Origin of the sequence: Burkholderia sp. MSMB2157WGS (assembly GCF_001532755.1) — a bacterium.
GTDB lineage: Bacteria > Pseudomonadota > Gammaproteobacteria > Burkholderiales > Burkholderiaceae > Burkholderia.
In genome coordinates, this window is sequence record NZ_LPJG01000021.1 from 1 (window position 1) to 23,562 (window position 23,562).

General features: G+C 67.8%; 22 protein-coding genes and 1 pseudogene. 15 read left to right on the forward strand and 8 right to left on the reverse strand.

Annotation, left to right across the window (positions count from 1 at the left end):
* Nucleotides 1–281, forward strand: a pseudogene (locus WT53_RS13540) (amino acid permease); the annotation flags it as partial.
* A gap of 160 nt (nucleotides 282–441) precedes the next feature.
* Here the strand turns inward: WT53_RS13540 and purU are convergent.
* Nucleotides 442–1,326: a formyltetrahydrofolate deformylase gene (gene purU, locus WT53_RS13545; protein ID WP_034204271.1), complete on the reverse strand. Its 885-nt coding sequence runs from the start codon at nucleotides 1,324–1,326 to the stop codon at nucleotides 442–444.
* A gap of 181 nt (nucleotides 1,327–1,507) precedes the next feature.
* Nucleotides 1,508–2,413 carry a LysR family transcriptional regulator gene (locus WT53_RS13550; RefSeq protein ID WP_034204272.1) on the reverse strand — a complete coding sequence of 302 codons (906 nt, stop codon included), beginning with the start codon at nucleotides 2,411–2,413 and terminating at the stop codon, nucleotides 1,508–1,510.
* A gap of 240 nt (nucleotides 2,414–2,653) precedes the next feature.
* Here WT53_RS13550 and betC point away from each other — a divergent pair, with 240 nt between their 5' ends.
* The 4 genes from betC (at nucleotide 2,654) to WT53_RS13570 (ending at nucleotide 8,096) form a co-directional block, all read left to right on the forward strand.
* On the forward strand, nucleotides 2,654–4,189 hold the full coding sequence (gene betC / locus WT53_RS13555) for a choline-sulfatase (RefSeq protein WP_034204273.1): 1,536 nt from the start codon (nucleotides 2,654–2,656) through the stop codon (nucleotides 4,187–4,189).
* A gap of 45 nt (nucleotides 4,190–4,234) precedes the next feature.
* Entirely contained in the window at nucleotides 4,235–5,206 is a 972-nt protein-coding gene (choX, locus tag WT53_RS13560; RefSeq protein ID WP_034204274.1) for a choline ABC transporter substrate-binding protein, read from the forward strand.
* A 259-nt stretch (nucleotides 5,207–5,465) separates the two neighbouring features.
* Complete coding sequence (locus WT53_RS13565; RefSeq protein ID WP_034204275.1) at nucleotides 5,466–6,605, forward strand: porin; 1,140 nt, start codon at nucleotides 5,466–5,468, stop codon at nucleotides 6,603–6,605.
* Nucleotides 6,606–6,845: 240 nt separating this feature from the next.
* The gene (locus WT53_RS13570; RefSeq protein WP_034204276.1) at nucleotides 6,846–8,096 is read left to right on the forward strand and encodes an MFS transporter; all 1,251 of its coding nucleotides are present in this window, start codon (nucleotides 6,846–6,848) and stop codon (nucleotides 8,094–8,096) included.
* Nucleotides 8,097–8,109: 13 nt separating this feature from the next.
* Here WT53_RS13570 and WT53_RS13575 read toward each other — a convergent pair whose 3' ends face one another.
* The 5 genes from WT53_RS13575 to WT53_RS13595 form a co-directional block, all read right to left on the reverse strand.
* The gene (locus WT53_RS13575; protein WP_034204277.1) at nucleotides 8,110–8,472 is read right to left on the reverse strand and encodes a YbjQ family protein; all 363 of its coding nucleotides are present in this window, start codon (nucleotides 8,470–8,472) and stop codon (nucleotides 8,110–8,112) included.
* Nucleotides 8,473–8,603: 131 nt separating this feature from the next.
* The gene (locus tag WT53_RS13580) at nucleotides 8,604–9,857 is read right to left on the reverse strand and encodes a M20/M25/M40 family metallo-hydrolase (RefSeq protein ID WP_034204278.1); all 1,254 of its coding nucleotides are present in this window, start codon (nucleotides 9,855–9,857) and stop codon (nucleotides 8,604–8,606) included.
* 86 nt (nucleotides 9,858–9,943) lie between these two features.
* Complete coding sequence (locus tag WT53_RS13585) at nucleotides 9,944–11,656, reverse strand: M36 family metallopeptidase (RefSeq protein ID WP_034204279.1); 1,713 nt, start codon at nucleotides 11,654–11,656, stop codon at nucleotides 9,944–9,946.
* Nucleotides 11,657–12,133: 477 nt separating this feature from the next.
* Nucleotides 12,134–13,078: a GlxA family transcriptional regulator gene (locus WT53_RS13590; RefSeq protein WP_034204280.1), complete on the reverse strand. Its 945-nt coding sequence runs from the start codon at nucleotides 13,076–13,078 to the stop codon at nucleotides 12,134–12,136.
* A 109-nt stretch (nucleotides 13,079–13,187) separates the two neighbouring features.
* A complete protein-coding gene (locus tag WT53_RS13595; protein ID WP_034204281.1) occupies nucleotides 13,188–14,150 on the reverse strand; it encodes a helix-turn-helix domain-containing protein in 963 nt (320 codons plus the stop codon).
* 238 nt (nucleotides 14,151–14,388) lie between these two features.
* On the opposite strand from WT53_RS13595, the gene WT53_RS13600 reads away from it, so the two are divergent.
* The 7 genes from WT53_RS13600 to WT53_RS13630 are packed head-to-tail and all read left to right on the forward strand — an operon-like array spanning nucleotide 14,389 to nucleotide 19,864.
* Entirely contained in the window at nucleotides 14,389–15,546 is a 1,158-nt protein-coding gene (locus WT53_RS13600) for an amine dehydrogenase large subunit (RefSeq protein ID WP_034204282.1), read from the forward strand.
* Between the two features lie 7 nt (nucleotides 15,547–15,553).
* Entirely contained in the window at nucleotides 15,554–16,108 is a 555-nt protein-coding gene (locus tag WT53_RS13605; RefSeq protein ID WP_034204283.1) for a MauE/DoxX family redox-associated membrane protein, read from the forward strand.
* Nucleotides 16,105–16,740: a methylamine dehydrogenase accessory protein MauD gene (mauD, locus tag WT53_RS13610; RefSeq protein WP_034204284.1), complete on the forward strand. Its 636-nt coding sequence runs from the start codon at nucleotides 16,105–16,107 to the stop codon at nucleotides 16,738–16,740. Before WT53_RS13605 ends, mauD begins: the two co-directional genes overlap by 4 nt.
* Nucleotides 16,741–16,779: 39 nt before the next feature.
* Nucleotides 16,780–17,325 (forward strand): methylamine dehydrogenase light chain, encoded by a 546-nt coding sequence (locus tag WT53_RS13615; RefSeq protein ID WP_034204285.1) that lies wholly within the window; start codon nucleotides 16,780–16,782, stop codon nucleotides 17,323–17,325.
* On the forward strand, nucleotides 17,322–17,822 hold the full coding sequence (locus WT53_RS13620) for a cytochrome c (protein ID WP_034204286.1): 501 nt from the start codon (nucleotides 17,322–17,324) through the stop codon (nucleotides 17,820–17,822). The genes WT53_RS13615 and WT53_RS13620 overlap by 4 nt, the downstream gene beginning before the upstream one ends.
* Entirely contained in the window at nucleotides 17,819–18,325 is a 507-nt protein-coding gene (locus WT53_RS13625; protein WP_034204287.1) for a cytochrome c, read from the forward strand. Before WT53_RS13620 ends, WT53_RS13625 begins: the two co-directional genes overlap by 4 nt.
* A gap of 33 nt (nucleotides 18,326–18,358) precedes the next feature.
* Nucleotides 18,359–19,864: an aldehyde dehydrogenase family protein gene (locus WT53_RS13630; RefSeq protein ID WP_034204288.1), complete on the forward strand. Its 1,506-nt coding sequence runs from the start codon at nucleotides 18,359–18,361 to the stop codon at nucleotides 19,862–19,864.
* Nucleotides 19,865–19,953: 89 nt separating this feature from the next.
* Here the strand turns inward: WT53_RS13630 and WT53_RS33845 are convergent, their stop codons facing one another.
* Nucleotides 19,954–20,118 (reverse strand): hypothetical protein, encoded by a 165-nt coding sequence (locus WT53_RS33845; RefSeq protein WP_179949021.1) that lies wholly within the window; start codon nucleotides 20,116–20,118, stop codon nucleotides 19,954–19,956.
* Nucleotides 20,119–20,565: 447 nt separating this feature from the next.
* Between WT53_RS33845 and WT53_RS13635 the strand changes: the two genes are divergently transcribed.
* From WT53_RS13635 to WT53_RS13645, 3 genes are all read left to right on the forward strand, one after another.
* Complete coding sequence (locus WT53_RS13635) at nucleotides 20,566–21,519, forward strand: choline ABC transporter substrate-binding protein (protein ID WP_034204289.1); 954 nt, start codon at nucleotides 20,566–20,568, stop codon at nucleotides 21,517–21,519.
* Between the two features lie 61 nt (nucleotides 21,520–21,580).
* The gene (locus tag WT53_RS13640) at nucleotides 21,581–22,510 is read left to right on the forward strand and encodes a 3-keto-5-aminohexanoate cleavage protein (RefSeq protein WP_034204290.1); all 930 of its coding nucleotides are present in this window, start codon (nucleotides 21,581–21,583) and stop codon (nucleotides 22,508–22,510) included.
* An 86-nt stretch (nucleotides 22,511–22,596) separates the two neighbouring features.
* On the forward strand, nucleotides 22,597–23,562 hold the full coding sequence (locus tag WT53_RS13645; RefSeq protein WP_034204291.1) for an L-carnitine dehydrogenase: 966 nt from the start codon (nucleotides 22,597–22,599) through the stop codon (nucleotides 23,560–23,562).

A 23,562-nucleotide genomic window follows, 5' to 3' on the forward strand; every position in this document is an offset into this window, starting at 1 on the left:
CGATCTGCGGCTATGCGAACCTCGTCTACGTCGGCGCGGGCGCGAACCTGCAAGGCGAAGGCACGCTGCGCAACGGGTTGATCGCGATGCTGCTGATCGTGCCGGTGTTCCTCTATCGCCACTACTGGCAGGATCGCGGCCGCTTTCCCGCGCAGATGCAGCGCGACATGGAACTGGAAGTGCCGAAGCGCGCGATGTGGCTGAACCTGATGCCGTATGCGGCGCTGGTCGGTGCAGGGCTGACGATCTGGTTGTCGTATTACTTCGCGTGGGTGAAGTGACGCGTTAATGCGTGCGTGTCGCAGCACGTGATGGCTTCGTAGAGCATACGCGGGGCCGTCGCGTGAAGCGCCGTCGCAACACGACGACAAAAGAGGCTCGACCGGTTTACCGGTCGGGCCTCGTTCGTTTCCGTCGCGTTCGAGTGCGGCTGCGACCCGCTTACGAAAACACCACCGTCCGATCGCCGTTCAAAAACACCCGCCGCTCGATGAACGCCTTCACCGCACGCGCGAGCGTGAGGCTTTCGACGTCTCGTCCCACCGCGAGCAATTGCTCGGGCCGCAGCGCATGATCGACACGCTCGACGACCTGCTCGATGATCGGGCCTTCGTCGAGATCGTCGGTCACGAAGTGCGCGGTCGCGCCGATCAGCTTCACGCCGCGCGCATGTGCCTGGTGATACGGCTTCGCGCCCTTGAAGCCGGGCAGGAACGAATGATGGATGTTGATCGCGCGGTTCGCGAGCTTCGCGCTCGTCTCCTGCGACAGCACCTGCATGTAGCGTGCGAGGATCACGAGCTCGGCGCCGCTCGATTCGAAGAAGTCGAGCCATTGCGCTTCCTGCTGCGCCTTGGTCTCGGCCGTGATCGGGAAGTGCCGGAACGGCAGCCCGTGCTGCGCGGCGAGCGGCTCGAAGTCGGGATGGTTCGACACGATGCCGACGATGTCCATCTTCAGCTCGCCCATCCGCCAGCGGAACAGCAGATCCGCGAGGCAGTGCTCGAGCTTCGACACCATGATCAGCACCTTCGGCCGCGCGTTGACGTCGTGGATCGCCCACTGGATGGCGCCGTCGTGGCCGCCGAGTCCGGCCGCGATCGGCGCGAATTCCTGACGCAGCGCGTCGATCTGCAGCGTCTCATCCGTCGGATGAAAGACGCAGCGCACGAAGAAGCGGTTGCTGAGATCGTCGTCGAACACGTTCAGCGCATCGACGTAGCAGCGATGGCGGTCGAGAAAGCCGACGACGGCGGCGACCTGGCCGGCCGCGCTCGGGCACGACAGTGTCAGGACGAATTGATCGGGGCGGTGCTCGGCGGTCATGAGACTCCTCGGATGGCAGGGGCGCACGGCCGCGCGGCGGCGCACGAAGCGCCGCGCCGCGCGGGTAGCGGGAGGCTCAAGTAAATCAGGACGATATCGGCGCGGATAGAACCAACCCGCCGTGTGGCTGGTATCGGTGCGCCAGCGGCTCGGGGGCTGGGGCCGGGGCGGGCGCGCGGCCTCAGGCCGCCGCGCATGCGTCGAGCAGCCAGCGCCGGAACACGTGGGTCGCATCCGGCTCGGGCCGCTGCGGCGGGCGCACCAGGAAGTAGCCGCGCGGCGTGACGACGGGCGCGTCGACCAGCTTCACGAGCTGGCCGGCCCCGACGAGCTCGTCGACGAGCGGCGACCAGCCGAGCGCGACGCCTTCGCCGAGCAGCGCCGCATGGATCACGAGCGCATAGCTGTTGAAGGTCACGCCGCGGGCGGCGGGCGGCGGTTCGAGCCCGTGCGCGTCGAACCAGCCCGACCACGACAGCCAGCGCTCGGGGCGCGTCGGCTGCACGTGCAGCAGCGGCAGCGCGAGCAGGTGCTCGGGCCGCGCGACGCCCGGGTGCGCGTCGCGGAACGCGGGCGAGCAGACGGGCGTGACGGATTCCGGAAACAGCCGCGCGGCCGTGCACGACGGCCAGTGGCCGTCGCCGAACAGGATCGCGATGTCGCCGTGGTCGCGCTGGGCGTCGTAGTCCTGCGACGTGACGACGCGTACGTCGACGTCCGGCATCACGCGCTTGAGCCCGGCCAGGCGCGGCATCAGCCAGTAGGTCGCGAAGCCGAAATCGGTGACGATCGTGAGCGCGCCGTGCTCGCGGCGCGCGCGCAGCGTCGCGGTCGCGCCGCGCAGCGTGTCGAGGCTGAGCCGCACGGCTTCGTACAGGCACTGGCCGTCGGCCGTCAGCGTGACGCCGCGCGGGCTGCGTTCGAACAGCGGTACGCCGAGTTCGGCTTCGAGCTGATACACCTGCTGGCTCACGGCCGGCTGCGTCGAGCCGAGCTCGCGCGCGGCGGCCGTGAAGCTCGCGAGCCGGGCGGCCGATTCGAACGCGCGCAGCGCCTGCATCGACGGTAACGGTTCGGATTTCGACATAAGTCCCTCTAATGGCCCCATAAGGGCCGGACGCCTACCCGCGCGAATTCGGGCGGGCGATAGTGCAGCGGACGGTACGGCACAGGCACTTCGCGCGCCGCCGCGCAACGCACTCCCCGATTCTAGCCAGCGCGGCCCTTGCGCGCGGCAGTTTCTGCGGACCGTCTCCGTCATGCCGGACGTCTCGCTGCCCGGGCGGCGAGACGTTCCATTCGAACACCGCTTTCCCCACGACCGCCGATGACGAACCCGACACCCAACATCCTGATCCTGATGGCCGACCAGCTCACGCCGTTCGCGCTGCCGGCGTACGGCAACCGCGTCGCCCGCACGCCGACGCTCGACCGGCTCGCCGCCGAAGGCGTGGTGTTCGACGCCGCGTACTGCGCGAGCCCGCTGTGCGCGCCGTCGCGCTTCTCGCTACTGACCGGCAAGCTGCCGTCGGGAATCGGCGCCTACGATAACGCCGCCGAATTGCCCGCGCAAACGCTGACGTTCGCGCACTACCTGCGCGCGGGCGGCTACCGGACGATGCTGTCCGGCAAGATGCATTTCTGCGGGCCCGACCAACTGCACGGCTTCGAGGAACGCCTCACGACCGACATCTATCCGGCGGATTTCGGTTGGGTGCCGGACTGGGACCAACCGACCGAGCGGCCGAGCTGGTATCACAACATGAGCTCGGTGCTCGACGCCGGCCCGTGCGTGCGCACGAACCAGCTCGATTTCGACGACGAAGTGACGTTCGCGGCGAAGCAGAAGCTGTACGACGTCGCGCGCGAGCGCGCGGCCGGCCGCGATGCGCGGCCGTTCTGCATGGTCGTGTCGCTGACCCATCCGCACGATCCGTATGCGATCACGCGCGAATACTGGGATCGCTACGACGACGACGAAATCGACATGCCGGCCGTGCGGCTCGATGCGGCCGCAAGCGATCCGCATTCGCAGCGGCTGCGTTTCGTCTGCGAGAACGACCGTACGCCGCCGACCGATGCGCAGATCCGCGCCGCACGCCGCGCGTATTATGGCGCGACGTCCTACGTGGACACGCAGTTCGGCAGCGTGCTGGCCGCGCTCGAGCAATGCGGGTTCGCCGACGACACGATCGTGATCGTCACGTCCGACCACGGCGACATGCTCGGCGAGCGCGGGCTCTGGTACAAGATGACGTTCTTCGAAGGCGGCTGCCGCGTGCCGCTGATCGTCCATGCGCCGGGCCGCTTCGACGCCGCGCGCGTGCGCGGGCCCGTGTCGCACGTCGACCTGCTGCCGACGCTCGTCGAGCTGGCCGGCGCCGCGCCCGCCGGCGGCTGGCCGGACCCGGTCGACGGCGCGAGCCTCGTGGCGCACCTGAACGGCACGCCCGCGCACGATGTCGCGCTCGGCGAATACCTCGCGGAAGGCGCGCTCGCGCCGATCGTGATGATCCGCCGCGGCGACTGGAAATACGTGCATTGCCCGGCCGATCCAGACCAGCTTTACAACCTGTCGGACGACCCGCGCGAACTGACGAACCTCGCCGGGCGGCCGGAAGCCGCCGACGTGCTCGCCGCGTTCCGCGCGGAGGCCGCGCAGCGCTGGAACCTGCCCGAACTGGACCGTCAGGTGCGCGCGAGCCAGCGGCGCCGGCGCTTCCATTACGCGGCGACGACGCAGGGCCGCATTCAGGCGTGGGACTGGCAGCCGTTCACCGACGCGAGCCAGCGCTACATGCGCAATCACATCGAACTCGACACGCTCGAAGCGATGGCGCGTTTTCCGCGCGTCGGGCGCTGAGCGCACCGCATCGCGATCATTGAAGAACGACGGAGGAAGCGAACCATGAAACGGCAAGGCAATGCAGCAATCCGAAGGATCGGCGCGGCGCTCGCCGCGGCCGCCGCGTGCGGGGTGGCGACGCAGCCCGCGTATGCCGCCGATCCGCAGACGTGCGGCGACGTCAGGATGGCGGCGCCCGGCTGGACCGACATCGACGCGACGAATGCGATGGCGGGTGTCGTGCTGAAGGCGCTCGGCTACCGGCAGGACGTGGCGAACCTGTCGGTGCCGATCACGTACCAGGGGTTGAAGAAAGGGCAGGTCGACGTGTTCCTCGGCAACTGGATGCCCGCGCAGGCGCCGCTCGTGAAGCCGTTCGTCGACGAGAAGTCGATCGACGTGCTGCACGCGAACCTGAGCGGCGCGAAGTTCACGCTCGCGGTGCCCGACTACGTGGCCGCCGCCGGCGTGCATACGTTCGCCGATCTCGCGCGCTACGCGGACCGCTTCGGCGGCAAGATCTACGGGATCGAGCCCGGCGCGCCCGCGAACCAGAACATCAAGCGGATGCTGTCCGACCACGCGCTCGGGTCCGCGAACTGGTCGCTCGTCGAATCGAGCGAGACGGGCATGCTCACGCAGGTCGAGCGGGCGGTGCGCGACAAGCGCTGGATCGTGTTTCTCGCGTGGGAGCCGCATCTGATGAACACGAAGTTCCGTCTGACGTATCTGTCGGGCGGCGATGCGTACTTCGGCCCGAACTACGGCGGCGCGACGGTCAACACGGTCACGCGTGCCGGGTTCGCCGGCCAGTGCACGAACCTCGCGCGGCTGTTCCGGCAGATGACGTTCTCCGTCGACGTCGAGAACCGGATGATCGCCGACATGCTCGACCACAAGACGTCGCCCGCGCTCGCGGCGCAGCATGCGCTGAAGGCCGAGCCGGCGCTGGTCGCCGGCTGGCTCGACGGCGTGACGACGGCGACCGGCGCGCCGGGCCTGCCGGCGGTGCGTGCGGCCCTCGACGGTCGTTGATTTCCCTCTCCGGGGCGGCCGGTTTTTACCGTGCCGCTCGTCTACGTGTTTTCCCGACCCGTCGCATCGTGACCATTTAGTGTCGCCTTCAGACGGGTGACGCGAAATATGGGTTTGTATTTTTCGCCAATGGCTGCGTTATTGCGGAAAACGAAATGCCGGAGCCAGCAGACGTACCGAATTCGAATCAGCCGGCGTATCGCGGCACGCGCCGGGCCACGGTTCTTTCCATCGAACGGTTCAGGGAGGGTGGTCGACAATGAAGCAAAAGAAAGTCGCCGTAGCCGCCGCGCTTGCATGCGCGGCCTGTATTCCCGCCATCGGGCACGCGCAGAGCAGCGTGACGCTGTACGGGATTCTCGACGCCGGCATCACGTACGTGAACAACACGGGCGGGTCGCACGTGGTCAAGTTCGACGACGGCGTCGCCTACGGAAACCGCTTCGGCCTCAAGGGCACCGAGGACCTGGGCGGCGGCCTGAAGGCCGTGTTCGCGCTCGAGAGCGGCTTCCATCTCGGCAACGGGCAACTCGGCTTCGGCGGCGCCGAATTCGGCCGGCAGGCGTACGTGGGCCTGCAAAACGACTGGGGCACGCTGTCGTTCGGCAACCAGCTCGACATCACGAACGAACTCGTGTCGATCTACAACATTTCGGCGTGGGGCAGCGGCTATGCGATCCACCAGGGCGACTTCGACCGTTTCAACGGCGACCGCCTGCCGAATTCGGTGAAGTTCCTGTCGAGCGACATGAGCGGCTTCAAGTTCGGCGCGATGTACTCGTTCGGCAACGTCGCGGGCAACTTCCATCGCAACAGCGCATGGAGCGCGGGCGCGAGCTTCACGAAGGGCGACTTCTCGATCGGCGCCGCGTACACGCGCCTGAACAATCCGAACGGCATCTACGCGTTCGACCCCTACGCGATGATCGGCACGCATACGTTCCTCGGCCAGCAGACCGTCACGGTCGATCCGGCGACCGGCGCGCGCACCGACCTGTTCGCGAACACGCCGATGGACGTCGACAGCCAGGGCACGTTCGGCATCGGCACGAGCTACACGATCGGCAAGCTGACGCTCGACGCCAACTACTCGTACACGACGATCAAGGGCTTCGGCCAGTCGTCGCACATGCAGGTGTACGAAGGCGGCGGCCTGTACCAGTTCACGCCGGCGCTGAGCTTCATCGCGGGCTACCAGCACACGCGCTTCGAGGGCCATCACTGGAACCAGGGCACGGCGGGCCTGCATTATCTGCTGTCGAAGCGCACGGACGTGTACATCTCCGGCGACTACCTGCGCGCGTCGCAGGGCGTCGATGCGGTGATCGGCTACAGCTTCACGCCGTCGACGACGCAGACGCAGGCCGACGTGCGGATCGGGATGCGGCATTCGTTCTGAGCGGAGTGGCGGCTTGGTGTGACGTCTTCAGCGAGGTCTCTCTTTGGCGCGAACCGCGGTTCGCGCTTTTTTTTTGTGCGAGGCGCCGGCTCGACGGCACGCGCGGCCGGCGCCCGGCCGGTTCTCGGCGGTTGGCATATCATCGCGGTTTGGCCGCGTCCGCCCCGTTGCCGCGCGCACCCGCGTGCGTCGTCGTTTCCCGAACGGTTGCGGGGCGCACCGCCAACTGCCGAGAACCCGATGACCACCCCCGTGCCCGATTCCAGTCCGTTATCCCCGTTACCCGCCAACCTGTTTCGCCACGCGCCGTTCCGGCGTTTCTGGGGCACGCGCGTGATGTCGTCGCTGGCCTTCCAGATCCTGTCGGTCGCGATCGGCTGGTACGTGTATGCGCTCACGCACAGCGCGTTCGCGCTCGGTCTGGTCGGCCTCGCGCAGTTCGTGCCGATGTTCGCGCTGACGCTGGTCGTCGGGCAGGTGGCCGACCGCTACGACCGCCGGCGCATCGCGACGATCTGCCAGGGCGTCGAGGCACTGGCCGCCGGCGTGTTCCTGCTCGGCGCGGTGCAAGGGTGGCTGGCCGCGCCGGCCGTGTATGCGCTCGCGGCGATCGTCGGCACGGCTCGCGCGTTCGAGTCGCCGTCGGTGTCGTCGCTGCTGCCGGCCGTCGTGCTGCGCACCGATTTGCCGCGCGCGACCGCGCTGTCGACGTCCGCCAACCAGGCCGCGCAGATTCTCGGTCCCGCGTTCGGCGGGTTGCTCTATGGTGTCGGCGCACCCGTCGCGTTCGGCACGAGCGTGGCGGCCTTCGCGATCGCGGCGATGCTGAGCGGCACGATCCCGCTGCGCGGCGCGCCACCGGCCCGCGAGCCGGTCACACTGCACTCGGTGTTTTCGGGCATCGCGTTCATCCGGCGCGAACCGGCGATTCTCGGTGCGCTGTCGCTCGATCTGTTCGCCGTGCTGTTCGGCGGCGCGACCGCGCTGCTGCCGATCTACGCGCGCGACATCCTGCAGGTCGGCCCGTGGGGGCTCGGCGCATTGCGCGCGGCGCCGGCGGTCGGCGCGCTCGCGGGCACGCTGTGGCTCACGCGCTTCCCGTTGAAGGGCCGGCCGGGCCGCGCGATGTTCGGCGGCGTGATCGCGTTCGGCATCGCGACGATCGTGTTCGGGGTGTCGCGGCACTTTGCGTTGTCGCTGGTCGCGCTGGCGGCGCTTGGCGCATCGGATGTCGTGAGCGTCGTCGTGCGCCTGTCGCTCGTGCAACTGCGCACGCCCGACGACATGCTCGGCCGCGTGAGCGCGGTCAATTCGCTGTTCATCGGCACGTCGAACCAGCTCGGCGAATTCGAGTCGGGCGTGACGGCCGCGTGGTGGGGCGCGCCGGCCGCGATCGTCGTCGGCGGCGCGGCGACGATCGCCGTCGCGCTCGCGTGGATGCGGCTGTTTCCGCAGCTCACGCACATGAAGTCGCTCGAACGCGACGCGTGACGCGCATCACACGTCACGCATCCTGCGTGACGCGCACGGCCGTGCCGTAGCAGATGACCTCGGTCACGCCCGAGCCGATCTCGGTCGAGTCGTAGCGCATCGCGACGATCGCGTTCGCGCCGAGCTTGCGCGCATCGGCAAGCATCTTGTCGAACGCGTGCTCGCGCGCCTTTTCGCACAGCGACGTGTAGAGCGTGATGTTGCCGCCGAAGATCGTCTGCAGCGACGCGCCGAACGAGCCGACGATCGAGCGCGAGCGCACGACGATGCCCTGTGCGACGCCGAGCGAGCGGACGGTCGTATGGCCGGGTAGATCGAACGCGGTCGTGACGCGGGCGGGCGACAGGTCGTCGATGGAGCGGGTGGGTTCGGTCATGGTGGGAAAGCGTGTGGCGAGTGGTCGAACGACGATTCTAGCCGGACGGAGAAAAGGCATTCGAACGGGCGCACCCGTGCGGGTGAGCGCCCGTTTCGCTGCGAACATGCGAGCCGCTCGACGCGGAACGCTCAGCGCTTGACCGTCGCGCCGGCCATGCCGCCGAGATCGACCGCATAGGCAAGCGCCAGCTTGCCGAACTTCAGCGCATGGTTCGCTTGCCGATCCGAGTTTTCCAGCGTGTCGTTCGCCGTATGGATGTACGGGCTGTCGTTCTGGTCGGCCTCGAACGGGAACGATGCCGGATACCCCTGCGCATTCCACGACGCGTGATCCGAGCATGCGTACCCGCACTGCGACGTGCCGATCGCAAGCTCCGGCAGGTAGGTCTTCGCCAGGTTCGTCAGGTAGGCGTTTTGCGCCGCGTTCGTGTAGTCGGTGATCAGGTAGATATCCTTCGGATCGCCCTTGTAGTTCGTCATGTCGAGCTGCAGCACGCCGACCACGTTCGCATTCTGCGTGCGGAACTGCTTTGCGATCGCCTTCGAGCCGAGCAACCCGGCTTCCTCGGCCGCATATCCGACGAACTTGATCGTCCGTTTCGGCCGGTAGCCGTTCGCGAGCAGCACGCGCAGCGCCTCGGTCAGGCTGGCGATGCCCGACGCATCGTCGTCGGCGCCGGGCGAGCGCGTGTTTTCCGTCGTGCGGCCGACCGTCGAATCGAGGTGGCCGCCGAGCACGACGGTGCCCGCGGCCGGATCGCTGCCGCGGATCGTCAGGATCACGGATTTCTGCGGAAAGCCCGTGTGCGCGAATTGTTCGACGGCGATGTCGGCGCGCGAAGCCGCCAGTTGCTTCCACTGCAACGCGAGCCAGTCGGACGCGGCGACGCCGTGCGACGTCGTGTAGTAGCGGTTCGTGAAACCCGACAGCGACGTGATCGTGCCGACGATGTTGCTGGCTTGCAGTTGCTGAACCCACGTGCCGATCTGCGGCACGTTCGACACCGTGTACGCGGGGGCGGCAGCCTGTTTCGCAAGCGTCGCAGGCCACGGCTGGAGCGCCTGCCGCGCGTCGTCGAACGAATCGTGCACGACGTAGCCGGGCCCGTGGCCGCGCGTGCGGTGGACGGCGCGGGCCAGCTCGCCGAGGCGGGAATCGTCGATCTCGACGACGTGAACGGTTTCGCGACGCGCGGCGCCGTCGTCCGCCTTGCCGGCTTCGACGGTCGTGCTGTATTGTGCGGTTGCGGTTGCGTCGATACGTTGAAGCTGGCGGAACGCGGTGTCGCCGAGCGTGATCCAGACGGGCGCCGCGTGCGCGGCGGCGGTCAGCAGCATGCCGCCCAGCGCGGCGCTCAGGTGGGTCGATTTCAGAGTAGGCATGTTCGATCTCGTGAGGATGGCGATGTCGATGTCGATGAAGGGAGCGCGCCGCAGATCGTGCGATGCGCTCCCGCCTGCTGCGGGCGTTACGACTTCTGCGGGACGGTCACGCCGTACGTGCAGCTCTTGTTGTACGCGTTGCCGATCGCGGCGAGCTGCGCGCTGCTGTAGCCGAGCGCGGATGCGGCCGTCAGCACGGCTTGCGCGGCGGCCTTCTGGTTGGTCGAGCCGTTGGTCATCGACAGCCCCTTCAGGAACGCCTTGTCCATCGCCTGCGCGCCGATCGCGTCACGCGCGACGAGGTTGCACGACGCCCAGTACTGGCCGGCCGTGTGGATCTCCGCGCCGCGCGCCTGCGCATAGGTGCGCCCGACGTTCCAGTTGGTCACGCGGCCGCCCCAGAACTCGTTGTGGCCGTCCCAGTTGTAGACCCAGTGATACTGCGCATCCGACGGGCTCCACTGGTTGAAGTCGCGGCTGTACGCGGCGGCGAGATAGTCGCCGGTGCCTTCCGACAAGCCTTCCTGTTGCGACAGGCCGCCGTTGGTGATCCAGTCGTGAATGCCGTGGCCGAGCTCGTGGATCACGACGTCCGCGTCTTCCGCGTCGTCGACGCCACCCTGCCCGAAGGTCAGCCGGCCGCTGCTCGACGAGTACGACGAGTTGTCGTCGCCCGATTCGCCGTGCGGGTCGTACTGCACGCCGCCCGTGTACTGGTACGGCAGCGCCTTGATGCCGAGCGTCTGGTTCACGTAACGCAGGAACGTGTCGATGTGGTAGTACGCGTTCACGGCCTCGAAATACAGGTTGCCGCGCGTGAATTCGAACGCGGGCGTGGATTGCGACGGGCAGGCCTTGTCGAGCGGCGCATCGAAATCGACGCATGCCGCGTACGGGCCCGTCAGCGTGTAGCGCGTGCCCGACTGCGCGAGATCCTTCAGCGTCACGCGTACGCGCGCGGCCGTGAGCTGCGTCGAATCGGCGTCGTTGCCGTCCTTGTAGCCCGTGCTGCCGTAGCTGCTCTTCGTCGGCGACAGCGGATCGGGGCGGAACACGAAGCCGGTGCCGTCGGTCGCGTAGAAGGCCTTGTCCTCGGCGCGCAGCACTTCGCCGCTGCCCGAATCGATCAGCAGTTCCCAGTCGCCTTTCGGGCCGTCCTGCGGGCGGCCGCGCACCTTCCACGCGGTATGCGTGCCGGCCTTGTCGACGAACGCGACGAGTTGCGCATCGAGATGCGTGAAGCCGCTCGCGCCGAGATACGCGCGGGCGCGGTCGAACGCCTGTTGCTGGTCGACGGCCTGCGACTTGCGCGTCGTCGCGACCACGCCGCTGATCGTGTTGCTCGCGACGTACAGGATGCGGCCGTCCTTCGCGACGGTCACCGCGATGTCGCTGCCGTACACGGGCAAGCCGGCCGCCTGCTGCTGCAGGCGCACGACGGTGAAGTCGGCGTCGTCGCGTTCCGACGTGACGACGAGGCTCGCGAGCGCGGCGGCGTCGAGCCCGAGCTGCGCCGCTTGCGACGCGACGAAGTCGCGCGCGGTGGCAGCGGGCGTCGCGGTGGCTTTCTTGACGCGATAGGCCGGGTTGTACAGCGTGGCGGCGACGCCGTCCGCGCGGAATTGCCCGGCGGCCGTGTCGGCCTTCGCGGCCGGCGGCGCGACGCCGCGCGTCAGGCTTTCGCGCAGGCTCGCGGCCTGCGGATTCGGCGCTTTCGTATCGGCCAGGGTGCCGCCGACGATGCCGAAACCGAGCGCGAGACTCAGGGCGAGCGGCAATGCTTTGCGTGATGTCTGCATACGTGATCCTCATCTCAACGGTTGGACAAGCCCGCGCGCTCGTGGCGAGCAGGCACGACACGGCCCGCGCGCCGGTTCGATGGAACCGGTGCGACGAAGCGGTGTTGGGGTGTCGACTGACTAGGAAACCTAAATGTCAGGTCGAAAAGAAGCGGGCAGGCGAAGCGGAGGAGAAGCGAACGGCAGGCAGGTGCGGCGACGGCGAATCGAGCATCGTCATGTCATACCCCTCGGATCGATATTGGATATCGGTTGGCAGCCTGCGTGACCCGACGTCCGTCGAGCCCGTCGATCGAGTCGTTAGGCTGCCTATCTAACTTTGTTTGGTATGTTACAGAATATTTTCAACGACATTCCAGATTATTTTCGATGACCGCTTCGGTTCGTCGACCAGTCGCCGGCATTGTTCAGCGAACGGTGGGAAACGCCGCCGGAACGCGCAATACCGCGCCGGATTGTGATCAAAAGCCGAGACGATCAGCGCGTCGGCCGCCGGTCGCTGCGCGGGCTCATCCCGAATCGCGCGCGATAGGTGCGCGAAAAATGCGACGGCGATTCGAAGCCGCACGCGACGCACACCGACGTGATGCTCATGTCGGTCTGCTGCAGCAGTTCGCGTGCGCGATCGAGGCGCAGGTTCAGGTAGAAGCGCGTCGGCGTGTCGTTCAGCATCGCGCTGAACAGCCGCTCGAGCTGGCGCCGCGTGATCGAGACTTCCCGCGCGAGCGCGTCGGAGCCGAGCGGGGTGTCCATGTGCCGTTGCATCGTGCCGATCACCTGGATCAGCTTGCGGTTGTGCACGCCGTAGCGCGCGGCGATCTCGAGCCGCTGGCTGTCCGAGCGCTGCCGGATGCGGCTGACGACGAACTGCTCGGAGATCGCCGCCGCGAGGTCGGCGCCGTGTCGGCGGCCGATCAGGTCGAGCATCATGTCGATCGACGCGGTGCCGCCCGCGCACGTGATGCGCCGGTCGTCGATCTCGAACAGCTCCTGCGTCGCGTTCAGGCCGGGATAGCGCTCGCGGAACGCGGCCAGCGCTTCCCAATGCAGCGTCAGCGGCTGCGATGCGTCGAACAGCCCGGCTTCCGCGAGCACGAAGCTGCCCGTATCGATGCCGCCCAGCGTGGCGCCATGCCGGTGCTGGCGGCGCAGCCAGTCGCCGAGCGTGCGCGTGTAGCACACGAGCGGATCGAAGCCCGCGACGACGAACACCGTATCGACCTGCGGGACGTCCGCGCACGCGGCTTCGGCGGCGACCGGAATGCCGTTGCTCGCGGCGACGGGGGCGCCGTCCAGGCTGATCACGTGCCAGCGATACAGCTCGGTGCGAAAGCGGTTCGCGACGCGCAGCGGCTCGACCGCGGACATGAAGCCGAGCGCGGAGAAGCCGGGCAGCAACAGGAAGTGGAAATCCTCGGGCATCGGGATGTGGGGTGCAAGCAGGTGATCGGCGCGTGCCGCGCGTCGCGACGAGCGGGCCGGCGCGGGCGCCGGACGTTCGAGCCGGGATTATCGCGGGTTTTGCGGGCGCTCAGCGCGTTTTTGCGCGATGCACCGTCCGGCGCGCGGTCGTCGACGGCAATTCGCCGAACTGGGCCTTGTACGCGTTCGCGAAATGCCCGAGATGGATGAAGCCCCAGCGTGCGGCCGCCTCGCTGATCGGCAGGTCGGATTGCCGCGTGTCGAGCAGCAGGCGTCGCACCTGCGCGAGGCGCAGCGAGCGCGTGTAGTTGAGCGGCGTCGTCTGCACGACCGATTGAAAACTGTTCTGCATCGTGCGCCGGCTGACGCGCAGTTGCGTGCACAGGCTCAGGATGTCGACGGGTGCTTCCGGGTGGTCGATCACGTAGTCGTGCACGCGGCGCACGATGTCGGCGTGGCACGCGTGCGTGAGCCGGTGCGGCGGCTCGGGTATCCGGTAGGTCATGAGATCGACCAGCACGTTGCCGATGTCGGCGCGCATCGCGCGCTGCACGCGTGCCGCGTCGAACGTATCGGGCGCCGACAGCACGCGTTCGAGCAGCGTGGCGAGTTGCACGCTCGCACGCTCGCGCGCGGCGACCGGCACCTCGACCACGCCGCGTCGCAGCGCGCGTGCGTCCAGCCGGACGCCGGCGGCATCTTCGATCTGCTGCATCAACTCGGGTTCGACGACCACGCCGATCATCGACATGTCGTCGGGCGAATGGAGTTCGAACGGTACGCCGCCGCGCGCCATCACGATCGTACCGGGCTCGACGCGCGCATTGCCGAAGGCGAAGGCGCCCGAGCCGGCGAGAGGCATCCCGAATACCGTATGGCCGGGCGGCAAGCATCCGCGCTGGATGATGCGCACGTTCGCCGTTTCCTGGAACAGTTGCACGCCGTCGAGCACCGCGTGTTTGACCACGCTGCGATACGGGCCGGCCCCGATCTGGTCGTAACGCTGATCCCAGCCGCGCAGCGCCGCGGCATGCCGGTCTGCGTCGTCGAACCTCTGATGTAACACACGCATGGCGCCTCCGGCGATCGTTCGGACCGCGCAAGACTAAACCGACCGGGCGGTCGGCGCAATACGGAGGAGCGCTATTCCGCGCGCGCTTCGGAGGGTCGGAAGGCGCGCGCCCGCGTGGCTTTCACGCGCATTTCCAATATCCCGAATCGGCACGCACGCGTTGCCGGTCCGGGTGCCGATCGGCTTTATTGTCGAACTACAGTCGCTCCACATCACGTGAACCCCCACTGGAGGCGGCATGAGGACAAGGCGGCGAACCGCGGCGCTCGCGGCGACGCTGGCGTTGGCGGCGGCATGGGCCGGCGGCGCGAACGCGGCGGAAAAACCCGAAGAACTGGTCGTGCAGAAAATGCCGCCGTGGCATCCGCACGCGCTCTACATCGTCGACATTTCGATGCCGTCGATGACCGACGGGCGCATCTACGTATACGACGCCGATGCGAAGAAACTGCTCGGCCAGATCGACGGCGGCTTCGCCCCCGGCTTCGCGATCTCGCCCGACCGCAAGACCAGCTTCGTCGCGACGACCTACTTCTCGCGAGGCTCGCACGGCACGCGTACCGACGTCGTCGAGATGATCGACAACGCGACCCTCGATCACGCGGGCGAGATCGTGATTCCGGCGAAGCATGCGCAGCACGTGCCGTCGCCGTACAACACCGCGTTCAGCGCCGACGGCAAGCGGCTGTACGTCGCGAACATCACGCCGGCCGCATCGGTGACGGTGATCGACGCCGTCTCGAAGCGGGTGCTGTCGGAGATCGACATGGCCGCGTGCGTGCTCGCGTATCCGTCGGGCAACGACCGTTTCACCGCGCTGTGCGAAAGCGGCAAGGCGCTGACCGTCACGCTCGACGCGAACGGCAAGGAAACGAAGCGCACGATGTCGGACGCGTTCATCGACGTCGACAAGGATCCGGCGTTCGTGAACGCGTCGCGGTACCAGGGCGGCTATCTGTTCACCACCTACGGCGGCAACGTGCGCAGTGCCGATTTCAGCGGCGACAAGCCGGCGTTCGGCAAGCCGTGGCCGCTGTTGACGGACGCCGAGCGCGCGGAAGGCTGGCGCCCGGGCGGCATGCAGCAGACGGCCGTGCACGCGAAGCAGAACCGTTATTACGTGCTGATGCACAAGGGCGCCGACGGCTCGCACAAGGATCCCGGCACGCAGGTGTGGGTGTATGACCTGAAGTCGAAGCAGCGCGTCGCGCGCTGGGATCTTGCACAGCAGAAGGTCGATCCGCTCGTGTCGATCCAGGTCAGCGAGGACGACAAGCCGCTGTTCTACGGGCTGACGGCGACCTCCGACCTCGTCGTGATGGATGCGCGCACCGGCGCGCTGCGGCACGTCGAGAAGCAGATCGGCAATACGTCGTCGCTGCTCGTCAACCCGTGAGGCCGCGATGACCCTCGATCCCGTACTCGCCACCAGCGCGCAGGCCGGCGCGGCCGCCGTCGTGCTGCTCGGCGCCTTCGCGAAGATGCGCCGGCCCGCCGCGTTCCGCCAGGCGCTCGCCGGCTACCGGCTGCTGCCCGATGCGCTGAACGCGCCGGTCGCGTTCGCGATTCCGTTGGCAGAAGCGATCGGCGCGGCGGCGCTGCTGTTTCCCGATACGCGCACGGCCGGTGCGATCGCGCTGATCGCGCTGCTCCTGGCGTTCGCCGCCGGCCTCGCGATCAACCTGCTGCGCGGCCACACCGACATCGACTGCGGCTGTTCCGGCTTCGCCGCCACCCGAGCGGACGCGCCGCGCGGCATCGGCTGGCTGCATGTCGGCCGCGTGCTGCTGCTCGTCGCGCTGGCCGCGACCGCGTTCGTCGAGCCGGGCACGCGCGCCGTCGTGTGGCTCGACTACCTGACGCTGTTCTTTTCCGTGCTGCTGATCGTCTGCGCGCTGCTCACCGTCGACGTGCTGCTCGCCAACGTCCCGCGCCTTGCCCACCTGAGGAATTCATGATGCAAACCGCTCTCACCGTTTCCACCGCCCTGCTGTGGGTGGCCGTTCTCGCGCTCGGCGCGATCTGCCTCGCCCTGGTGCGCCAGATCGGCATCCTGTACGAACGCATCATGCCGGCCGGCGCGCTGATGATCGACAAGGGGCCGGCGGTCGGCGCGATCGCGCCGACGTTCGAACTGACCGACATTCGCGGCTCGCACGTGAAGGTCGGCGGCATCGACGCATCGGGCAAGGCGACGCTGCTGTTCTTCCTGTCGCCGACGTGCCCGGTCTGCAAGAAGCTGCTGCCGCTGCTGCCGTCGCTGCAGGCCAGCGAAGCGACGCCGGTGAACATCGTGCTCGCGAGCGACGGCGATGCCGACGAACACGTGCGCTTCGCGCGAAAGCACGACCTCGGGCGCTTCCCGTACGTGCTGTCGCAGGAGCTCGGCCTCGCGTATCAGATCGGCAAGCTGCCGTATGCGGTGCTGCTCGACGAAACGGGCACGGTGCGAGCGAAGGGGCTCGTCAACACGCGCGAGCATCTCGAGAGCCTGTTCGAGGCGAAGGAGCGCGGCGTCGCGTCGCTGCAGCAGTACGTGCACGGCGCGCCGCGCCACGATGCCCACGACGGGCACGCGCAGCACGCATGACCGGCCGAACCTTTTTCAACGTCATTGGAGAACGACGACATGGGCGTGTTTGATTCATGGTTCGAGCGGTCGGCGCGCGGCGTCGCGCAGCACAGTTCGCGGCGCAGCGCGATGGCGAAGCTCGGCAAGGTGCTGGTGGGTTCGGCGCTGCTGCCGCTGCTGCCCGTCGATCGCACCGCGTACGCGGCCGACGCGGCATCCGCGGCGTCGGGCGCATCCGGCGCGGCCGCATCGGGCGCAAGCGACGACCCGACGAGCTGCGACTACTGGAAATACTGCGCGATCGACGGCTGGCTGTGCAGTTGCTGCGGCGGCACGTCGAGCAGTTGCCCGCCGGGCACGACGCCTTCGCCGATCACGTGGATCGGCACCTGCCGCAATCCGCACGACGGTTCGGACTACATCGTTTCGTACAACGATTGCTGCGGCAAGACCTCGTGCGGCAAGTGCTTCTGCAACCGCAACGAGCGCGAGAAGCCGCTGTACAAGCTGTCGCTGAACAACGACATCAACTGGTGCATGGCGAACGGTAATTCGAATTACCACTGTTCGGTTTCGGTTCTGCTGGGAGCGGCAAAACAATGAGCGTGAAGCAGGCGGGAAAAATCGTCGTGGCATACATGACGGCCATTGCGGCCATCGCGTTACCCGACGCGGCCGGCGCACAGGACACCGTGCGTTACCCGGCCGGGAAAGGCTTGTTCGACACGCAGTGCGCGGTGTGTCACCAGGCGGGCGGGAAAGGGCAGGACGGCCTTGCGCCGCCGCTGACCGAGTATCCGGGCAAGTACGCGGCGGCGGAAGCCGGGCGTGCGCAGTTGATCGCGACGCTGCTGCACGGGATGTTCGGCGAGATCGAAGTGCACGACAAGCGCTACAACTTCAAGATGCCGTCGTTCGCGAGCGGGAGCGACGACGACATCGCGCACGTGCTCAACTACGTCGTATTCGACCTCAACGCGCAGCATGGCGATGCGAAGCCGTTCACGGCGGCCGAGATCCGTGCGGCGCGCGCGAAGCCGATGGACGGCACGGCCGTGCACGCGCAGCGCGCGGCGGTGATCAAGGGGCTCGGCCTGTGAACGGCGCTTGCGCGCCGTCGTCGCGGTTCGGCGGCCTGTCGCGTCGCCTGTCGTCCCGGCTGCTGCTGGCGGGTGCCGCGGCTTGCGCGTTTGCCGGGCCTGCCCATGCGGACGGCGCAGCCGATGCGGCGCTGGCACGACAGCATTGGGTGCTCAACTGCATGGGCTGCCACACGGCGACGGGCGGTGGCATTCCCGGCAAGGTGCCGCCGCTCGCGAACTCGCTCGGCTATTTCACGCATCTGCCGGCCGGGCGCGAGTACCTGATGCGCGTGCCCGGCGCGTCGAATTCGGCGCTGTCGGATCGGGAACTGGCCGACGTGCTGAACTGGCTGCTCACGACGACGAACCGCGATGCGCTGCCACGCGACTTCAAACCGTATACGGCCGCCGAAGTTGCCGCGCACCGCCGTCCCGCGCTGTCGGACGTCGCGACCGTGCGCGCCGGCCTCGTCCGCGCGTTGCAGGCGCGCGGGATCGACGGTGTCGCGGATCGCTATTGACCGACTGACTCAACGAATCAGGGAAACGTGAACATGGAGACGAACGAAACCTTTCCGCTGCTCGACGCAACCCGCGCGTTTCTCGCGAAGCCGAAGAAGATGCTGATCGGCGCCGAGTGGAGCGACGCCGCGTCGGGCCGCCAGATCGAGGTCGTGAACCCGGCCGACGGCACCGTGCTCGCTCGCGTGCCCGAAGCGGACGAGCGCGACGTGCAGCAGGCCGTCGCCGCCGCGCGCCATGCATTCGATGCGGGCCCGTGGCGCCGCGCGAAGACCACCGATCGCGAGCGCCTGATGCTGGGGCTCGCCGACCTGATCGAAGCCAACGCGCGCGAGCTCGCCGAAATAGAATCGCTCGACAACGGCAAGCCGGTGACGGTCGCGCAAGGGCTCGACGTCGCGATGGCCGCGCAGTGCTTTCGCTACATGGCCGGCTGGGCGACGAAGATCGAAGGCAGCGTGATCGACGCCGGCGTGCCGTATCTGCCGGACAGCGAAATCTTCGCCTATACGCGCAAGGAACCCGTCGGCGTGGTCGGCGCGATCATTCCGTGGAATTTCCCGCTGCTGATGGCCGCATGGAAAATCGCGCCGGCGCTCGCGACCGGCTGCACCGTCGTGCTGAAGCCTGCCGAAGACACGCCGCTGAGCGCGTTGCGGCTCGGCGAGCTGATCCAGGCGGCCGGGTTCCCGGACGGTGTCGTCAATATCGTCACCGGTTACGGTCACACGGCCGGCGCGGCGCTGTCGCGCGATCCGCGCATCGACAAGATCGCATTCACCGGGTCGACGCTAACGGGCAAGACGATCGGCCACGCGGCGCTCGACAACATGACGCGGATGTCGCTGGAACTCGGCGGCAAGTCGCCGGTGATCGTGCTGCCCGACGTCGATCTCGACAAGGCCGCGCTGGGCGTCGCGAACGCGATCTTCTTCAACCAGGGGCAGGTGTGCACGGCCGGCTCGCGCGCGTACATCCATTCGACGGTCTTCGACGACGTGATCGAGCGCGTCGCGAAGATCGCGACGAGCCTGAGGATCGGCCCGGGGATGGATCCGTCGACGCAGATCGGGCCGCTCGTGTCGGCGAAGCAGCGCGAGCGCGTGTGCGGATACATCGACTCGGGGTTCGGCGAAGGCGCGCGCGCCGCCGCCGGCGGCCGCGCGATCGACGGCCCCGGCTTCTTCGTCGAACCGACGGTGCTGGTCGATACGACGCAGGCGATGCGCGTGGTGCGCGAGGAAATCTTCGGGCCGGTGCTCGTCGCGATGCCGTTCGACGATCCCGATACGGCCGTGCGGCTCGCGAACGATACGCCGTACGGTCTCGGCGCGAGCATCTGGTCGAACGATCTTGCGGCGATCCACAAGCTGGTGCCGCGGATTGCGGCGGGCACCGTGTGGGTCAATTGCCACTCGCTGCTCGACAACGCATTGCCGTTCGGCGGGATGAAGCAGTCGGGCTTCGGCCGCGAACTCGGCCGCGCGGTGATCGACCAGTACATGGAAAGCAAGTCGGTGATGATGAACTACGCGTGAGCGTCGCGGCGGGTTGCGCGCGGTGACGGCGCGCCGACCGCGCCGCGTCGCTACCGGGCCGGCGTGTTCGGCCGGACCGACGTCGCGACTCACACGCCGTATCCCGCGTCGCGCATCAAGCGGCGCGCCACGTCGCCGCGCGGGCCTTCCGCATCGAATCGCGCGCGAAGGTTCGCATCCGCGTCGCCCGTCACGCCGCGGTGCATGATCGCGACGATGGCGAAAAGGGCGGCGACGAAGCAAGCGACGAGCATCGTATGGCTCCTGGCTGGAGAGACCGGAGGCGGGCACCGCGACGGCCGGCCGTGTCCGTCGGCATCCGTTCCAATGACGCGCAACATCCGGGCCCGAAGCGGCACGGTAACCGGCGGGCGGCGCGCGATCGTCCGGCGACGCCCAGCATAGGGCCGGCACGCGGTATTCGGCGACGTGTCGGAAATCTGTCAGCAAGGCCGTGGCGGAATCGAAAGGCGCACGCCGCATCCGGGCAATCCCGTCGCCCGCCAGAAAAACCCCAAATCCCCATCCGGCAAGCCTCCTGCGGAATCTAGTGGTTTCCACTCATAGTCGCAAACAGGCAAGAACAGGTCGCCGCCGGTCTTCTCGGCGCGAATATGGCTCGTTACTTTTACTCCCACGATGCAGGCCGGCGCACACTCCGCGCACCGGCTGCCGCGAGATCAACCGGGAGGAATCGAACCATGAAGTCGACGAAGATCGCCGCGCTCACCGCGGCCGTGCTGGCGACCGGTGCGTTCACGCACGCCGCGCATGCCGAGACGGAGGCCGCGACCTGCCGCACCGTGCGTTTCGCGGATATCGGCTGGACCGACATCACGTCGACCACGGCGCTCGCGTCGACCGTGTTCGAGGCGCTCGGCTACAAGCCGACCACGACGATCGCGTCGGTGCCGATCTCGTTCGCCGGTCTCAAGAGCAAGCAGCTCGACGTGTCGCTCGGCTACTGGTGGCCCGTGCAGCAAAAGCAGTTGCAGCCGTTCCTCGACAGCAAGTCGATCAACGTCGTCGAGCCGCCGAACCTGTCCGGCGCGAAGGCGACGCTCGCGGTGCCGAGCTACGAATACCAGGCCGGCCTGAAAACCTTCGACGACATCGCGAAACACCGCGCGGAACTCGACGGCAAGATCTACGGGATCGAGCCGGGCAGCAGCGCGAACGCGACGATCCAGAAGATGATCGACACGAACCAGTACGGGCTCGGCGGCTTCAAGCTCGTCGAATCGAGCGAGGCCGGGATGCTGGTGACGGTCGAGCGCGCGGTCCGCGAGAAGAAGTGGGTGGTGTTTCTCGGCTGGGAGCCGCATCCGATGAACATCCAGCTCAGCATGAACTACCTGTCCGGCGGCGACGCGGCGTTCGGGCCGAACTACGGCGAAGCGCGCGTGTACACGCTGACCGCGCCCGACTTCATCGCGCGCTGCCCGAACGCGGGCAAGCTCGTGACGAACCTGCGCTTCTCGACCCAGCTCGAGAACCAGCTGATGCAGTCGGTGATGAACAAGACCAAGCCGGCCGAGGCCGCGAAGGCGTACCTGAAGAAGAACCCGCAGGTGCTCGATCCCTGGCTCGCGGGCGTCAAGACGTTCGACGGCAAGGACGGCCTGCCTGCCGTGAAGGCGTATCTCGGCCTGTAACGGCCTGCGCCCGCGCGCTACCCGCAATGCGACACAACCCGAATCAAGCGAGGCATCCAGCATGAACCACGAAGTCATCATCACCTGCGCCGTCACGGGCGCGGGCGATACGGTCGGCAAGCATCCGGCGATTCCGGTCACGCCGAAGGAGATCGCGGCCGCCGCGATCGAAGCCGCGAAGGCCGGCGCGACGGTCGCCCACTGCCACGTGCGCGATCCGCAGACCGGGCGCGGCAGCCGCGACCCGAACCTGTATCGCGAAGTGGTCGACCGCATCCGCTCGGCCGACGTCGACGTGATCATCAACCTGACGGCCGGCATGGGCGGCGATCTCGAGATCGGCCCCGGCGAGGATCCGATGCGCTTCGGCAAGGGCACCGACCTGGTCGGCGGCCTCACACGCCTCGTACACGTCGAGGAACTGCTGCCGGAAATCTGCACGCTCGACTGCGGCACGCTGAATTTCGGCGACGGCGATTACATCTACGTGTCGACACCCGCGCAGTTGCGCGCCGGCGCGAAGCGCATCCAGGAACTCGGCGTGAAGCCGGAGCTGGAGATCTTCGATACGGGCCATCTGTGGTTCGCGAAGCAGTTGCTGAAGGAAGGGCTGCTCGACGATCCGCCGCTGTTCCAGCTGTGCCTGGGCATTCCGTGGGGCGCACCGGCCGATACGGGCACGATGAAGGCGATGGTCGACAACCTGCCGCCGGGCGCGCACTGGGCCGGCTTCGGGATCGGCCGCATGCAGATGCCGATGGTCGCGCAGGCGATGCTGCTCGGCGGTCACGTCCGCGTCGGCCTCGAAGACAACATCTGGCTCGATCGCGGCGTGCATGCGACCAACGGCACGCTCGTCGAGCGCGCTCGCGAGATCGTCGAACGCCTCGGCGGCCGCGTGCTGACGCCGGCCGAAGGCCGCCGCAAGCTCGGCCTGCCGGCGCGCGGCGAACGTGCGCTGGAGCGTCGCGCGATCGCCGAATTCGCGTGAGCTTTTTCACTGACCGACATTGCATGGCGGTATGCGTCGATGCGCGGCCGCCCACCGATTTCCCCTGAATTGAAGGATGTATCGACATGGCAGTGAAGACCGACATCAAGACGTTTGCCGCGATCGGCACCGGCGTGATCGGCAGCGGATGGATTTCCCGCGCGCTCGCGCACGGTCTCGACGTGGTCGTGTGGGATCCGGCGCCGGGCGCCGAAGCGCGGCTGCGCGCGAACGTCGCGAATGCGTGGCCCGCGCTCGAACGCGTCGGCCTCGCGCCGGGCGCCGATCCCGCGCGGCTGCGGTTCGTGTCGACGATCGACGAATGTGTCGCCGACGCCGATTTCATCCAGGAAAGCGCGCCCGAGCGCGAGGCGCTGAAGCTCGAGCTGCACGAGCAGATCAGCCGCGCGGCGAAGCCCGATGCGATCATCGCGTCGTCGACGTCGGGGCTGTTGCCGACCGACTTCTACGCGCGGGCGACGCATCCGGAGCGCTGCGTGGTCGGCCATCCGTTCAACCCCGTCTACCTGCTGCCGCTCGTCGAGGTGCTCGGCGGTGCGCGCACGTCGCCGGAAGCGGTCGAAGGCGCGATGGAGGTCTATCGCAAGCTCGGCATGCGGCCGCTGCACGTGCGCAAGGAAGTGCCGGGCTTCATCGCGGATCGTCTGCTCGAGGCGTTGTGGCGCGAGGCGCTGCATCTCGTCGACGAAGGCGTCGCGACGACCGGCGAGATCGACGACGCGATCCGCTTCGGTGCGGGTATCCGCTGGTCGTTCATGGGCACGTTCCTGACCTACACATTGGCCGGCGGCGATGCGGGCATGCGACACTTCATGCAGCAATTCGGCCCCGCGCTCGAACTGCCGTGGACGAAACTGGTCGCGCCGACGTTGACCGATGCGCTGATCGACCGCGTCGTCGAAGGCACGACCGAACAGCAGGGCACGCGCAGCATCAAGGAGCTCGAGCGCTATCGCGACGAGTGCATCACCGAGGTGCTGAAATCGATCGCCGCGGTGAAGGCGCGGCACGGGATGCGATTCGAGGACTAG